Genomic DNA, 13,946 nt, shown 5'->3' on the forward strand with positions numbered 1-13,946 from the left:
TTGATTGGGATAGGAGGCATAAAAGTGAAGAAAAAGAGTGAAATAGGAAAAAAGATAGGGATCATATTATCAGTGGTTCTGACAATAGGCTGGCTTTTTCCGTATATATATGTGATTTGTTGCTCTTTTAAACCGGGTTCAGAAGTAATCGCAGTTCCACCAAGTTTTTTCCCTAAAAACTTTTCAGTTGAAAATTTTTCGGGTTTGCTGGAAAGAATGGATGTTTTTAAATTTCTTTTCAATAGTCTGAGTACTGCGTTACTCAGTACGATTATTGCACTGATCTTAGGATCTCTTGCGGCATATGCGATTCAGCGTTCAGGTGCAAAATTGTCAATTTTGTTAGTGGTTCTGGTCTTGTGTTTAAAAATGATACCTACTTCAAGTATCGTGGTGCCTATTTATGAACTGATATGCAATTTGGGATTATATGATACAAAAATTGCTTTAATACTGGTATATGCAGCAATTAACATGCCATTTGTTATGTGGACAATGTTGAGTTTCTTTGAAGGAATACCTTCAACGCTGGACGAAGCGGCTTATATTGATGGGGCTAGCAGTCTGCAGACATTCAGGAAAGTAATCCTTCCAATCTGTAAACCAGGTTTAGCGACTGCATTTATATTCACATTGTTTTTGGCATGGAACGATTTTCTTGTTGCGTTATTGCTCACCAGCACAAATGCAAAGACGTTTACTGTTGGCTTAGCGGGCTTTTTATCAGCGTATAATCTGGATTTAGGTCCGATGTGTGCAGGAGCATTTTTGTTTAGTTTTCCTGTTATGATTATTTCTCTGGCTGTTCAGAAATATATTGTACAGGGAATGACAGCCGGAGCTGTGAAGGGATAGGGATGATAGAAACAGACAGGAGGATTTATGAATGAAATGTAACAATTATTACGATGTTACAAAATGGGAGACGGGAAATCCGTATGAAGATATTGGAGAAGTGATCAACAGCATGATCGCGGACATCAAAAGCAGGCAAACAGACTCGGATGTTAAAGAAGGAGGAAAGCCGGGAGCAGTAATATATATTCCACCGGGCGATTATCATCTGCATACACAAGTGGTAATTGACATCAGTTACCTAAAAATCATGGGATCGGGACATGGTTTTGTCTCTTCCAGTATCCGATATAATCTGCCGCAAGATGAATGGAAAGACCTGCATGAGGTATGGCCGGGAGGGAGCCGTATTCTGGTGGAACTGTCTGGTAATCATGCATCGGAGAAAGACGGAGCTGCATTTTACGTGGAAAGAGATGGAAATCCTAGGATTAGCTCTGTTGAATTTGAAAATTTCTGTATTGATGGATTACATTTTGAAGATGATGGCACCAAAAAAAATGATCCGGAGAATACATATATTAATGGGAAGACAGGAATTTACATAGCAAGTGCTCAAGATTCATTTCGTATCACAGGAATGGGATTTGTATATTTAGAACATGGGGTTGTTATTTATCATGCAGATGCATTGTCAATCCATGACAATTTTATTGCAGAATGCGGCAACTGTATTGAACTACGTGGTTGGGGACAGGCTTCTAAAATTACAGATAACCTGATCGGTGCAGGGTATAATGGGTATTCAATCTTGGCGCAAAGTTTTGGTGGTCTTTTGATCAGTAACAACAATGTTTTCCCAAGAGGAAAAAGTAGTGTGTGTTTTCAAAATGTAGCAAAATCGATTATTTCAAACAATAGGTTTCATTCGTTTTACCCTGGAATGCTTTCGTTAGAAGATAATTGTTCTGAAAATATGATCTCCTCTAATCATTTCTTAAGAGACAATGAGCCGTGGAAACCGATGTTAGATAATGACAATGGTTTGGATGACAGTTACGGTCTTTTGTGTATAAATGGAAATAATAATTCTATAGTTGCAAATCATATTTCAGAAACGATTCAAAGGAGATATATCAAGCCTCTAGATGCAATGCCTGTGATTATACGTATTGCTTCTGGAAGAGGGAACTATATTTCAAATAATCATATCGTAGCTACTTGTGATATTGAAAACGAGTTGCAAGATGCATCTGACTCTTGCTATTCGTCACAGGTAGACGCTTTGACATCATTAAATAATATCCGGGAGATGTCGGTAGTTTATGTATTGGTTGAGCAAGAAGCGACTAATAATACGATTCTTGATTCGGGAAATGAAAAACAAGTGATTTTAGATAGAACCGTAAATGTTTTCAGACCGACACCTGCTTTGGGAGATTAAGATATGGGACAACATAATACTTAAACAATGGTAAAAGATAATTGCAAAAAGACTGACAGAGAGTTCGATGCCAGTCTTTTTATTAAATGCTGTTATTGAAACAATAAAGTATATAATTTCCGGAGGAAGAAAGAGTATGCAGAAAATACATGTAAAAGCGAACAGGCACTGGATGAATGATCCAAATGGTTTCATCTACTATAAGGGTAAATATCATTTATTTTATCAGTGTTTTCCATATGAAGCTAGATGGGGAAGGATGCATTGGGCTCATGTGGTGAGTGATAATCTGGTAAACTGGGAGTATCAGGGAATTGCAGTATTTCCCAGTAAAACGGATGATAGAGATGGCTGCTTTTCAGGGAGTGCCGTTGAAGATGAGGGTAAATTATATTTATATTATACTGGTGTAAGATATTTAGTGGAAAATCCTGAAGATATTAATTTGTTTCTAGACGAACAGTTTGTTTCGGCACAAATGCTGATCACATCAGAAGATGGATATCATTTTGATAACATAAAAGATAAAAAAACTGTTATTCCGGTTTTTAATAACAGTGAGATCGGAGATGCACGGCATACAAGAGATCCCAAAGTCTGGAAAGAAGATGACGGATGGTATATGGTTCTTGGAAGTACGATTAATAATAAGCAGGGAAAGCTATTGTTTTTTAAAAGTACGGACAAGAAAAATTGGACATACATGAATTTTGTCACAAAAGATAACGGTTTCGGCTGGATGTGGGAGTGCCCTGATTATTTTCAAACAGATGGAGAACAGATTTTAATTTTTTCCCCGATGGATTTTAATAAAGGAGGGAAATCTTATTCTGACCAGTCAATCTGTATGAAAGTCATGTTTCAGAAAGAAACATGCCATATGGAGATGCCAGAAACATATCAATATTTGGATTATGGACTGGATCTTTATGCGCCTCAGACTACTGTGGATGAAGCGGGCAGAAGAGTCCTGCTAGCATGGTTACGTATGCCAAAGCCGGTTGACGGACAATGGAGCGGGATGCAATGCATTCCAAGGGTTATTGAGGTGAAAAATGATCATATTTATTTTCGTGTACATCCTAATATAAGAAATGCTTTTTCCAAAAAGATTAACAGCCCGGATGAAGCGGATGAAAATGGATACAGAGTATCATTTTCATTAGAGGATGGGGAGACTGTTGATATTGGAGGATATCAAATTACAAGAAAAGGAAACAAGATCCATACGGACAGAGGTAGGCTGGTAGATACTTCATGGGAAATGCAAACAGAATTTTCCACTCCTGATTTAAAAGACGGATTCCAGATAGATGTATATGTGGATCCGAATCTAATTGAAGTTTTTGTAAATGACGGAGAATATATAATATCCAATTGTGTTTACAACCTAGGCACTGATATTCATCAACAGGGGAATGTGAAATATGAAATGTACACGTTGGAAGGAACAGAGGTATCGGAGGTGTAAAAATGTATGATGTAATTGCTTTAGGAGAATTACTGGTCGATTTTACGAATAATGGAACAAGTGATCAGGGAAATATGCTTTTTGAAGCCAATCCCGGAGGCGCGCCATGCAATGTGCTTGCTATATTGGCAAAGCTGGGGAAAAAAACAGCCTTTATAGGAAAGGTTGGAAACGATATGTTTGGTGCGATGCTAAAGGGAACGATCGAACGAGTGGGAATTTCATCAAAGGAACTAAAAGTAGATAAAAATGTGAACACAACGCTTGCATTTGTACATACATTTCCAGACGGAGACAGAGCATTTTCCTTTTATCGGAATCCAGGTGCAGATATGATGCTTACAGAAGACGAGGTAGATGACACGTTTGTTCAGTCTACAAAGATTTTCCATTTTGGTACTTTGTCCATGACACATGAAAATGTTCGGAATGCAACAAAAAAAGCTGTTAAAGCTGCAAAGAAGAATGGATCTCTGATTTCTTTTGATCCGAACTTGAGGGAGCCTCTTTGGGAATCCTTGGAAGAGGCAAAAAAGCAGATGGAATATGGATTTGAGCAATGTGACATTCTAAAGATATCCGATAATGAGATTCAGTTTATTACAGGAATAGAGGATTATGACCAAGGAGTCTTATATTTACAGAATAAATATGAGATACCATTGATTCTTCTTACTATGGGGAAAAAGGGGAGTAGAGCTTACTATAAAGACTTTAGGATAGAAGAAAAAGGATTTCAGGTATCAGCGATAGAAACAACAGGAGCGGGAGATACTTTTTGCGGGTGTTCCTTGGCATATATTTTGGAACACGATATTAACAACTTGACAGAGGATCATTTGAGAGAAATGCTTATCTTTGCGAATGCAGGTGCGGCTCTAGTTACAACAAAAAAAGGTGCAATTTGTTCTATGCCTGAACGGAGAGAAATTGTAGATCTAATTGATGTTGGTAGAAATGCAATTCATCAGTTTTGATACGGAGGATGTGGAAGAAAATAATCTCACTGCAGAAAAGGCACAGCAGCTGTGTCTGAAATATGCTCGATTTTTCCGCTGTTTTCGGTTACGTAAACGTTAATTGTTTGGAACAACAGAATGCATATCAAACCCCAGGAACTTTGTGTTTCTGGGGTTTTTTAATCAAAGACAGGATAAAACAACTGTAGTTTTATCCTGTCTTTGAATGGAATTATTTGTTTGTGCTGTCTGCATCAATTACAGATTGAATCTGTTTCATCAAAGTATCATAGTTGTCTTGATTATCAATTCCGCCGAGCATCGGATCACCTACAATATTACCATTTCTATCGACCAGTATTGTTGTAGGAAATGCCATAATATCGGACGCATATTTCCCTGCATCTGAAGAAGAGTCAATGGAAAGATTGCGATATTTAGCACCCTGCTTTTCGAGAATAGTCTTTGCTTCTTTTATAGCAGTTTTGTTTCCGTCGAAGGTTTCTGTGTTGATACCTACAACTTCTCCACCCATTGATTTGATTGCATCGTTTAATTCGTTAAGTTTAGATAATTCGGCAACACAAGGTTTGCAGCCGGTGAACCAGAAATTGATGACAGTTACTGCATTTTTGGAAAACAGGCTTTCATCAACAGAATTCCCATCATAATCCTGACCAGAGAAATTCTTGAAAGGAGATGCGCCTTTGGAACTGTTTTTCTGATCGGTGTTATCAGATCCTGTATTTTTCTTTTCAATCTCAGCTATCTGTTCCTCGATTTTTCGGATAGTTTCAATATCAGCGGTCAGTGTTTTCAGCTCGTCATCTGTAAAAGACTCCTTGTTTGATTCAATAGTGGCAGCCAGAGAGTCCGCATAATTTCCATTTGGATCCGCATCACTTTTATTCATCATGCCAAATGCTTTGTCCCATACATCTTTGTGATCTGCGAAGATCTGATTTTCCTGCTGATATAAATCATTCAGTTTAGAGTTGGAATCGTCTGCAGATTCTGAGCCGGATTCAGTCTTGGTATTCGAAGATTCTGTGCCTGCAGTTCCTTTCCCGCTACATGCTGTAAATAATAATGCTATGCAAAGTGTTAAAATAGAGAGAAATGTTCTTTTTGTTTTCATAAATAATTGCTCCTTAAAATAATAGTAATAAAATGAATAGTTACCGGTTGGTTATGGTTGACTGCTGCTGTTCTTTTTTGGGGCATGTTTTTCCCAGAAACTGATATTGAATCGCATCTTTTGGACAAGCCTTGATGCAAGCCCCGCATCGTATACATTCTGGATGATTTGGAGTCTTGCACACATCAATATCCATTTTACATGCCTTTGAACATAGATTGCATCCGACACATTTGCTGCCTTCAACCTTAATATTAAGAAAGCTGATCTTATTAAATAATGAATAGATCGCTCCAAGAGGACAGATCCATTTACAGAACGGTCTGTAAAACAAAATACTCAGCACAACAACTGTAATTAAAATAAAGCATTTAAAAGAAAAAAGTGTTCCAAGTGCAGACCTTATAGCAGTATTTCCAAGTGACAGTGGTATGGCTCCTTCCAAAACACCTTGTGGGCAAATGTATTTACAGAAGAATGGATCCCCCATCCCTATAGAGTTCGTTACAAACAATGGCAGAAGAATAACGAAAACAATGAGGATTATATATTTCAGGTATCTTAGCGGTTTCAGACGGGCTGTGGAAAATTTTTTTCCGGGGATTTTATGAAGTAAATCCTGAAACCAGCCAAACGGGCATAAAAAACCACAGATAAATCTTCCGAGTGTCACACCGAGCAGAATGAAAAAACCGGTTATGTAGTATGAAAATTTAAATCTGGAGGATCCGATAACCGCCTGAAAGGCTCCAATGGGGCAGGATCCTGTCGCAGCAGGACAGGAATAGCAGTTTAATCCCGGCACACATACAGTTTTGATTTTGCCTTGATATATTTTACCCTTAAATAAATTGGAAATATGAATATTGGTAAGTAATGTGGCAACTGCCTGTATCCATCCGCGTATTTTGGCAACTCTTTTTGATAGTAATTTCGTTTTTTTATCCAATTCCGACACACTCCAGACATAATTTTATTGCTTTGCCAAGTACGACGTCTCCTTCACCTCTGAACGCACCATAGCAAATCATAGAGATACCCGTGATGAGCATTACAAATTGAGATATTTTTCTGCACTTCAAGATTTTGTTACTCCTTTCGTTTGTTGTATTTGTTGACCAGCTGACTTCAGTATTATACAATAGTTGGTGTGAAATTTTCGTTAAGAAGAAGGTGGAATGATTTTGAGATTATTAATAGTTGAAGATGAAAAACAAATATGTGATGCAATTGCGAAAAGTCTGTATGATGCCGGGTATGAGGTGGATACTTGTTATGATGGGGAAGAAGCGCTGGAATGCATTCTGACAGAGAATTATGATTTGGTTGTTCTGGATCTGAATCTGCCAGGCATGGATGGGATGGAAATCCTAAAGGAACTAAGACAGAGCAATGAGGAGACAAAGGTCCTTATATTATCGGCAAGAGGGCAGATTGCAGATAAGGTCGAAGGGCTGGATGCTGGTGCGAATGATTATATGGAAAAGCCGTTCCATCTACAGGAGCTTGAGGCTCGTATCAGAAGTCTGACAAGAAGGAAATTTGTACAAAAGGATGTATGCCTGGAAAGCGGCGATATTAAGTTTGACACGATAAAGCGTGAGGCATATGCAAAGGAAATAAAGATTTCCCTGACAAGAAAAGAAAAAGGTATTTTGGAATATCTGCTTCTTAATCTGGGCAGACCGGTAAGCCAGGAGGAATTGATGGAGCATGTCTGGGATGCCTCCGTGGATAGCTTTAGTGGAGCTATCCGAGTACATATGTCTTCACTAAGAAGAAAGCTTAAAGCAGTGCTTGGACATGATGTAATCATGAACAAGGTGGGAGAAGGGTATAAAATACGAGAGGAGTCCGATCGATGAAAAAGATGTCACTGCAGTGGAGACTTACCTGTATCACTACATTGTGTATTGCAATCATATGTGGGTGTCTGACGATGTTTGTCTATAAAAATGGTGTGTATTATATAGATTCTTTGCAGAAGGCTGTTAATGCGCAGGGCGATGATAGTGCAGACAATAGTGGAAATGATTCAGAAGAAATATATATTAGCATACCAGAGGATAAGTGGGATGAGTTCGCAAATGATTTTTCTGTTCAAGTGTACAATAATAAGGAAGACTACAGAAAAAACAGTTTGGTAATTTCAGCTTTATTGGCGATTCTTGGCGGGGTAGCTACATATTTTATAAGTGGACACGCACTCAAACCACTCCGTGAGTTTTCTGATAAAATAGAAGAGGTGCAGATACAAAATCTGGCAGACTCGCGAATCGAAGAAAGCAAGATTAAAGAACTGAATCAGCTTAGTGTTTCATATAACAAGATGCTTGAACGCCTTCAGGATGCATTTGAGGTACAGAGACAATTTACTGCAAATGCAGCACATGAGCTTCGCACCCCATTATCTTTAATGCAGGTACAGCTTGACCTATATCACTCCACCCAGCATCCAGGCAGTGATGCAGACACCTTACAGATGATAAAGATGGTGACGGAACAAAATGACAGGCTTGGCAAGATGGTAAAGACACTTCTCGATATGAGTGAGCTTCAGACGGTAGGCCGGGATGAACAAATTATCATGGATGACCTTGTTGATGAGGTGTTGGAGGATTTGGAACCTCTTGCACAGGAAAAGAATATAAAACTTATTGGGAAATGTAAGGATATAACGATGGTTGGAAGTGATATTCTTATTTACAGGCTGGTATATAATCTTGTTGAAAATGCTATAAAATATAATCATTCAGGTGGACAGGTTACAGTAACTGCATATAAGGAGCAAAAACACATTTGCCTGTCAGTAGCGGATACAGGAAGTGGAATCCCGAAAGAGCTCAGGGAGCGTGTATTTGAACCATTCTTTCGCGTGGATAAGTCCAGAAGCCGAAAGCTTGGCGGTGTAGGACTGGGACTTGCACTGGTCCATGAGATCGTGAGAGTGCATGATGGCAGTATTACAGTTAAGTCCAATCCGTCGGGAGGTACAATCCTTGAGGTGATTTTCAATCAGTAATAAAATGAACAATTATTGAGATGATTTTTAATCGTAATAAAATGAACAATTATTGAGATGATTTTTAATCGTAATAAAATGAACAATTTTTGCAGATAAAGGAGAAAGTAAAAATGAGTATTTTAAATGTTGAACATCTTACTCATGGCTTTGGTGACAGGGCAATTTTCTCAGATGTTTCATTCCGTTTTTTAAAAGGGGAACATATCGGACTTGTAGGAGCTAACGGTGAAGGAAAGTCCACATTTATGAATATTGTGACTGGAAAGCTGATGCCGGATGAAGGAAAAGTAGAATGGTCAAAGAATGTCCATGCAGGATATCTGGATCAGCATGCAGTACTGGAAAAGGGAATGACAATCGGCGGCGTATTAAAGTCAGCATTTGATCCACTTCTTCAAAAAGAGCAGCGCATGAATGAAATCTGTGACCAGCTTGGAGACGCAGATTCAGAGCAGATGGAGCAGTTGATGGAAGAACTGGGAACGATTCAGGATGAGCTGACTTTACATGATTTCTACACCATCGATGCAAAAGTAGAAGAGGTAGCAAGAGCACTTGGACTTCTGGATCTCGGACTGGAACGCGATGTCACAGATTTAAGCGGAGGTCAGAGAACGAAAGTGTTCTAAAAGGGACACCGATAATGAATGATGGAGACGTAGTACTTTTAAAGTTTACTACGTCCCCAATGGATTTATTTTGTCTTATATGTGAGCTGTTTTACATCTGGAATTGCCATTAATACCGGGTACAGTACGAAGGAGATAATCAGTCCACCGACTCCCTGAATAATATTGGCTGGAATACTTGCTGCTGCAGATGATCCATAAAGGAAAAATTCACAGATAAAATATCCACCGGCTACCAGTACGATATCAATCACGCCACCGAGAAGCACTGCTACATAACGTGATTTGGAATCTTTTGCAATTTTCTGGTAAACAAGTCCTGAAAACAGAGCAATCAGTCCTTTGATTACAAATGTAATCGGAACGTATACAAAATATCCACCGAGGAGGTCTGACATTGCGGAACCGATACCGGCTGCCAACAGTCCATAACTTGGTCCAAGAACAACTCCTGACAGGATTACGATTGCATCACCTGGATGTATATATCCGCCTGTTCCAGGTGTTGGAATACGGATAGACATGGTGGCAACACATGCAAGTGCAGCAAAAAGTGCTGTCATCACAATTTTTTTCAAATTTGAATTCATAGTAAAAACCTCTTTCCTTATATGATTACTTATCTTTCGATTGAACCTACTGTACAACACTCATGGCTTGATATAAAGGTCCAATTCTGATAAAAAACAACAGGCCAGTTTGTGGATTTATGGGAGAACTGTAAACTGGTCTGTTGTTTTTAGATAGCATTTATTTTAGAAACATATGTAACAACTTATTATTTATCTTCTTGTAAGGCTGATATCGTATTGGAAGATCCAGCCAGGTCTTCTTATCCACAATACTTTTGTAATGTGTAAATGTATCAAATCCGGTCTTTCCGTGGTAACTGCCCATGCCGCTTTCGCCAAATCCGCCGAAAGGCATTTCGCTTGTGGCAAGGTGAATCAGTGTATCGTTAATGCAGCCTCCGCCGAACCCGATTCTTGCAATTACATTTTCCTCTACATGTGTATCTCCTGCGAAAATATAAAGTGCAAGCGGATGGGACATGGCACGGATATTATTCACGGCTTCGCTGATAGAATCGTAAGTCAGGATTGGAAGAACCGGTCCGAAGATTTCTTCCTGCATGACAGCGTCCGCAAAGGTGACGTTGTCCATGATTGTTGGCTCGATCTGTAAAGTGTGATGGTCGAAAGTGCCGCCATAGACCACTTTGTCGTAATCAATTAGTCCAAGCAGCCGGTCAAAATGTTTTAAATTGATAATTTTGCCATATTCTTTATGTGCCAGAGGCTGTTTACTATATTGTTTTTGAATCTGTTTTTTCAATTCTTTTATAAGTTTATCTTTGACTGTGCGGTCGCAGTAAATGTAATCAGGAGCAACACATGTCTGCCCACAATTTAAAAATTTACCAAAAACAATACGTTTAGCAGCAAGTTTGATATCGGCACTTTTATGAACGATGCAAGGGCTTTTACCACCGAGCTCAAGGGTGATTGGAGTCAGATGGTTGGAAGCATGCCGCATCACTTCTTTCCCTACTTCCTGGCTTCCGGTAAAGAAGATGTAGTCAAAATGTTCATTTAGCAAGAAATTATTTTCCTCGCGCCCACCTGTGACAACGGCCACATATTTTTCATCGAAGCATTCCTGGATCATACGGCTGATCAGAGCAGTAGTATGTGCAGAATAGGCACTTGGCTTCAGGATTGCGGTATTTCCTGCTGCCAGCGCATCGATCAACGGCTCTATGGTGAGCATGAACGGATAATTCCATGGACTCATAATCAGTGTGACACCATACGGGGACGGTTTTTGATAGCTCCTGGAGTGAAACTGTGCCAGTGGAGTCCTGACTGTGCGCTCTTTCGAAAATTTGCGTGTATGTTTCAGCATGTAAGTCAGTTCGCTTAAGACGAGACCAGTCTCGCACATGTAGCTTTCAAAAGCACATTTTCCCAAATCTGCACGGATTGCGATATTCATTTCATTTTCATATTTTAAGATGCATGCTTTTAATTTTTGAAGTGCATGTATACGATATTCTACATCAAGCGTAGCATCGGAATGAAAAAAAGTCCGCTGTTTCTGAATCAGTTGTTTGATTTCAGCCTGTGTCATAAGAAAAGCCCTCCTATATAATTGAATTCATTTTTAAATTTGTAATTGATCCCCCAAATACAGCTCTGGTTTGCTGGACTGCAAGTATGATGCCTACGGATTGTTCCGTGCTTTGCACTCCCACAATCCTCCCAATTATTCGCATATCGTGGGATTGTCATCCCACTTTTAGGCTCATATTGGGGCGCGTCCCAAGGTCTTTCATCCACTTATGAGCAAGCTCATGTGGATGAAAGACCTTTTGACCCTGGCATCATATTTATATGATTATGATAGATGCATTTGTCTGATAATTCAAGAAACAAATTGAAAGAAATGTTGATGTTATCGGACTGCATGATACAGGCATGGGTTAAAGCTACAGAGAATATTAAGAATATTCTAAAGAAGTTGTTAAGAAATGTATTCTAATATATCAGGTGTGAAGATAAAGGCTGGAAAAAGGAGAGAAAATGTTATGGATTATGTGAGGATTTTATATATTTATATAGTTGAGGATTTTATGTACAGTGGTTATCTGCTTCTTACGCTGCTGCTGCCGTGTCTGATATATCAGGGACTAATGGAAATCAAAGCAAAGCAAAATTCCAGACGTGTGCCTGCAAAATATTATTTTGGAGTTTATGTAATGCTCGTTTATCTGTGGGCGGTATTTAAAGTGACAGGGATTGGCCTGTTGGCAGACATTGTAAGACTTAAAGGTGCCATCAGTGGTGGATATAACTGGAATCCACTGGCAGGATTGGGCATGGGGTTTGTGTTAAATATAATCATGTTTCTGCCGCTTGGGCTGTTGATACCATGTATATGGAAGCAATGCAGAAATATAACAAATGTCACAGTCACAGGATTTTTACTGTCGTTAACAATTGAAATTTCTCAGATATTTAACGCGCGTGCAACAGATATTGATGATCTGCTTGCAAATACGATCGGCGCGTGCGCAGGATATCTGATCTGGAGAGGTATTTATGTGTTAGTTTGTGGAAAACAGAAAGAAAAAGGTGATGGACATGTGGAAAATCCAATAGAGGCTGATGGAAGAAAATGGGAACCAATGATATATCTGGCGCTGGCTTTTTCCGGAGCGTTCTTTCTGTATAATCCATATGTGCAATAACTGGAAAGTTATTTCTGAAAAAACATTTTGAAAAATAAAAGTGTTGGAGATGTATAGAGAGATATGTAAAAGAGCGAACTGCAAAAAACAGTTCGCCCTTTTCTTAAGGAACTTACTTTGATTTTTAACTAGATTTTTCTCTTTTTAAGGCTCTCATTAGTTGCCTGCAGTTCAGCAATAATACGATCTTTTTCTTTTAATTTCTCAGCTTGCTGATCAATTTCCTTTTGCATTCTGTCTATCATAAATTCAGTTGTATTGCGGTCTAATTCAGCCAATTCTTTTGAAAACATGGACATTACCTCCTCGATATTCCGACAAATTTCATAGACTTGTTCATAGCATTCTTTAAAGTCCGGGTATTGCTCCAGAATTACAAGAATGTCTTCCGGATCATCCATACACAAGAATGCCAGCCATGCTTCCCGTCGGTCTTTTAAGTTTATTGGTATACTTTCATTGTGCTTAATTTCTTTGAAAATGTCAAGAGGTACAAAGAGATATTTTTGCAATAAATCAAGTTCTAGTCTAGTATCGGAACATTGTTCAAAATGATGTAGGAAAACATTTGGATATTTATAAAATGATTTTGGACTTTTCTCAAACAACACAATGGTGTAAACATTTTTGATATCTTTATAATGAACTTTGGCATGAGAGTCTTTCAGGCTGTTTTTCTGTTGGACTCGTTTATACTGACGAAGTAGAAGATCAGCAGAGTAGCAGGCACTTCGCTGTCCGGGAAAATCATACCCGATTTTTTGAATTTCCAGATTTACAATGCTGCTATCAGAAAGTTCAACGACAATATCCGTGATTAACAATGTAGATTCATCGGCAAGCCTTGTTCCGTCATTAGGAAGAACTTCAAGGATTTTTACAGGTTGTCCAAGAAGCAAGGAAAGAAATTCATTTACCCGTTCCCGATGAGTCTCCGGATTAAGAAGTTCTTTACTTGCGAAATCATACATCATTTTTACACCTTTTGCGCCGGAAGTGAAGTCAAGAAATTCATTCTGTGCTTTTTCGGACCAACTGTAAAAGATGTGTCGTAAATTTGGCCGGTGCTCGATTTTGTGAAGTGTTTCTTCCCGTGTACGAAGCATTGGAAAATATTGTTGCAGTTTGTTTGTCATAGGCGATTCCTCCTAAGAAATAAATTGAAAATAGTTGACAGTTGCGAATGTTCTCTTCATATCGGGTAACAGTTTCGAAAATGAAACACCGAAATCAAG

13 protein-coding genes and 1 pseudogene are annotated in these 13,946 nt (G+C 38.8%); 8 read left to right on the top strand and 6 right to left on the bottom strand.

All coding sequences use genetic code 11. The features are described from left to right. The first annotated feature begins 24 nt into the window (after positions 1-24). The 4 genes from G593_RS0104405 (at position 25) to G593_RS0104420 (ending at position 4,687) form a co-directional block, all read left to right on the top strand. Positions 25-855 carry a carbohydrate ABC transporter permease gene (locus tag G593_RS0104405; protein WP_005341277.1) on the top strand — a complete coding sequence of 277 codons (831 nt, stop codon included), beginning with the start codon at positions 25-27 and terminating at the stop codon, positions 853-855. A gap of 31 nt (positions 856-886) precedes the next feature. Then, the gene (locus G593_RS0104410) at positions 887-2,239 is read left to right on the top strand and encodes a right-handed parallel beta-helix repeat-containing protein (RefSeq protein WP_005341279.1); all 1,353 of its coding nucleotides are present in this window, start codon (positions 887-889) and stop codon (positions 2,237-2,239) included. A gap of 136 nt (positions 2,240-2,375) precedes the next feature. Continuing rightward, complete coding sequence (locus G593_RS0104415) at positions 2,376-3,710, top strand: glycoside hydrolase family 32 protein (protein ID WP_029730914.1); 1,335 nt, start codon at positions 2,376-2,378, stop codon at positions 3,708-3,710. Positions 3,711-3,712: 2 nt separating this feature from the next. After that, positions 3,713-4,687, top strand: coding sequence for a PfkB family carbohydrate kinase (locus G593_RS0104420; protein WP_005341282.1), 975 nt, complete (start codon positions 3,713-3,715; stop codon positions 4,685-4,687). Positions 4,688-4,901: 214 nt separating this feature from the next. Here the strand turns inward: G593_RS0104420 and G593_RS0104430 are convergent, their stop codons facing one another. The 3 genes from G593_RS0104430 to G593_RS20705 are packed head-to-tail and all read right to left on the bottom strand — an operon-like array spanning position 4,902 to position 6,859. Continuing rightward, positions 4,902-5,807 (bottom strand): TlpA disulfide reductase family protein, encoded by a 906-nt coding sequence (locus tag G593_RS0104430; protein ID WP_005341284.1) that lies wholly within the window; start codon positions 5,805-5,807, stop codon positions 4,902-4,904. 40 nt (positions 5,808-5,847) lie between these two features. Then, complete coding sequence (locus tag G593_RS0104435; protein ID WP_005341285.1) at positions 5,848-6,756, bottom strand: 4Fe-4S binding protein; 909 nt, start codon at positions 6,754-6,756, stop codon at positions 5,848-5,850. Continuing rightward, positions 6,749-6,859, bottom strand: a complete 111-nt coding sequence (locus tag G593_RS20705; RefSeq protein WP_173785556.1) for a CD1871A family CXXC motif-containing protein — start codon at positions 6,857-6,859, stop codon at positions 6,749-6,751. The genes G593_RS0104435 and G593_RS20705 overlap by 8 nt, the downstream gene beginning before the upstream one ends. Before the next feature lie 126 nt (positions 6,860-6,985). Between G593_RS20705 and G593_RS0104445 the strand changes: the two genes are divergently transcribed. The 3 genes and pseudogenes from G593_RS0104445 to G593_RS0104455 all read left to right on the top strand — a co-directional run. Continuing rightward, positions 6,986-7,672, top strand: a complete 687-nt coding sequence (locus tag G593_RS0104445) for a response regulator transcription factor (protein WP_005335748.1) — start codon at positions 6,986-6,988, stop codon at positions 7,670-7,672. After that, positions 7,669-8,829, top strand: a complete 1,161-nt coding sequence (locus G593_RS0104450; RefSeq protein ID WP_005341288.1) for a sensor histidine kinase — start codon at positions 7,669-7,671, stop codon at positions 8,827-8,829. The genes G593_RS0104445 and G593_RS0104450 overlap by 4 nt, the downstream gene beginning before the upstream one ends. Before the next feature lie 113 nt (positions 8,830-8,942). After that, positions 8,943-9,455, top strand: a pseudogene (locus G593_RS0104455) (ATP-binding cassette domain-containing protein); the annotation flags it as partial. Between the two features lie 71 nt (positions 9,456-9,526). Here G593_RS0104455 and G593_RS0104460 read toward each other — a convergent pair. Continuing rightward, positions 9,527-10,051: an ECF transporter S component gene (locus G593_RS0104460; protein WP_005335742.1), complete on the bottom strand. Its 525-nt coding sequence runs from the start codon at positions 10,049-10,051 to the stop codon at positions 9,527-9,529. Between the two features lie 160 nt (positions 10,052-10,211). After that, positions 10,212-11,591 carry an aldehyde dehydrogenase gene (locus G593_RS0104465; protein ID WP_029730916.1) on the bottom strand — a complete coding sequence of 460 codons (1,380 nt, stop codon included), beginning with the start codon at positions 11,589-11,591 and terminating at the stop codon, positions 10,212-10,214. 457 nt (positions 11,592-12,048) lie between these two features. Between G593_RS0104465 and G593_RS0104470 the strand changes: the two genes are divergently transcribed. Beyond that, a complete protein-coding gene (locus G593_RS0104470) occupies positions 12,049-12,711 on the top strand; it encodes a VanZ family protein (protein ID WP_005341296.1) in 663 nt (220 codons plus the stop codon). Between the two features lie 128 nt (positions 12,712-12,839). Here the strand turns inward: G593_RS0104470 and G593_RS0104475 are convergent, their stop codons facing one another. Further along, entirely contained in the window at positions 12,840-13,847 is a 1,008-nt protein-coding gene (locus tag G593_RS0104475; protein WP_005341298.1) for a PD-(D/E)XK nuclease family transposase, read from the bottom strand. Positions 13,848-13,946 lie beyond the last annotated feature (99 nt).

The sequence above is a fragment of the Dorea sp. AGR2135 genome, from assembly GCF_000420885.1.
GTDB classification, from domain to species: domain Bacteria; phylum Bacillota; class Clostridia; order Lachnospirales; family Lachnospiraceae; genus Dorea; species Dorea formicigenerans.